The organism is Paraburkholderia sp. UCT31, assembly GCF_014397655.1.
Classification (GTDB): domain Bacteria; phylum Pseudomonadota; class Gammaproteobacteria; order Burkholderiales; family Burkholderiaceae; genus Paraburkholderia; species Paraburkholderia tuberum.
The window spans coordinates 1-1,051 of the sequence record NZ_VZQP01000184.1 but is presented as its reverse complement, the minus strand read 5'-3'; the positions used below and the strand labels follow the sequence as shown (position 1 = coordinate 1,051).

Below are 1,051 nucleotides of genomic sequence, written 5' to 3'. Positions count from 1 at the left end.
CGTTTCGAGTTGCGCATCGATGCGGATACCGATATGCGCCGCGAGCGTTTGCAGTTGCTCCAGCAAAGCACTCGCGACATTCAGCGCCAGCGGTTGCGGCACGCGGATCAACAGATCGAGGTCGCTCCTTTCGTTGACAGTCGGCACGTGCGTCGCCAATTCAAAGCCGGTGCTGCCAATAGGTCCCCAAGCGAATCCACCAAGCGGACCGCCCGAATCACGTTGCAACGAAAGTGCTCACGTTGACCGTGCCGAAATCGGAGCCGGCGCGATCCACGAGTCGCACGATCGACATCGGCCAGGCCAAACAGGCAAGAAGTGCCCCGGTCGCGGGGAACATCGGGCGAGTCGGGCCGTTAGCTCAGCTGGTAGAGCAGCGGACTTTTAATCCGTTGGTCACTGGTTCGAATCCAGTACGGCCTACCCAGTCGGCACGATCGAGTCGGACCTTGCAGGCGCGATATCACTGGATGCCCAGTGCCCGGTCAAGCGGGGCAGGATGAGCGCATTGCCCCCGAGTCCGACGTGCGGAAGGTTCTGCTCAGCGTGTAGAGCCTCGGCTATTGTTAAACGAATAGTATTGAGCCACCAGATCGAGGAAGGCGCGTGTCACAAACCCAGCGCTGTAACTGGCCTTTACAACGATGAGACCGGCAGGCGAGTTGTTCCGCGAAACGCCGAGGAGGCTCAGCGCAGTATTCAACCGCTGCCGCGTCCTCCACCGGCCAGTACCTCGTAGCTATCCATATGCGCATCGACCGGCGATAGCGTTTGGGAAAGTCACGCGACAACCACTGAGCGATATCCGCGCTCTATCTAGCCCCCGCGACCAGCGATGCGGCGAGCCCAGAAGGCGTCTCGACCCCAAATTTTTATGTTGCGGCGCATCTAAAACCATCCTATAACCATCCATATGGATGGTGTAAGGATGGTGCGATGAAGAAACCCGCGGTATTGGACACCCCCCGCTCGAAAGGCGGCGACTCGGAAAAAATCACGATCAACCTCGGACCCGTCGACCTCGGGCAGATCGACCTGCTGGTTGAAGAAG

General features: G+C 59.2%; 1 protein-coding gene, 1 tRNA gene and 1 pseudogene. 2 read left to right on the top strand and 1 reads right to left on the bottom strand.

The window, feature by feature from the left end:
• Positions 1-228 (bottom strand): phosphoribosyl-dephospho-CoA transferase MdcG domain-containing protein (locus tag F6X40_RS41515; protein WP_316251903.1); only part of this gene is annotated, 228 nt, incomplete at its 3' end.
• Positions 229-350: 122 nt separating this feature from the next.
• Here F6X40_RS41515 and F6X40_RS41510 point away from each other — a divergent pair.
• Positions 351-423 (top strand) — tRNA-Lys (locus F6X40_RS41510).
• A gap of 513 nt (positions 424-936) precedes the next feature.
• Positions 937-1,051 (top strand): annotated as a pseudogene (locus tag F6X40_RS41505) (CopG family transcriptional regulator); the annotation flags it as partial.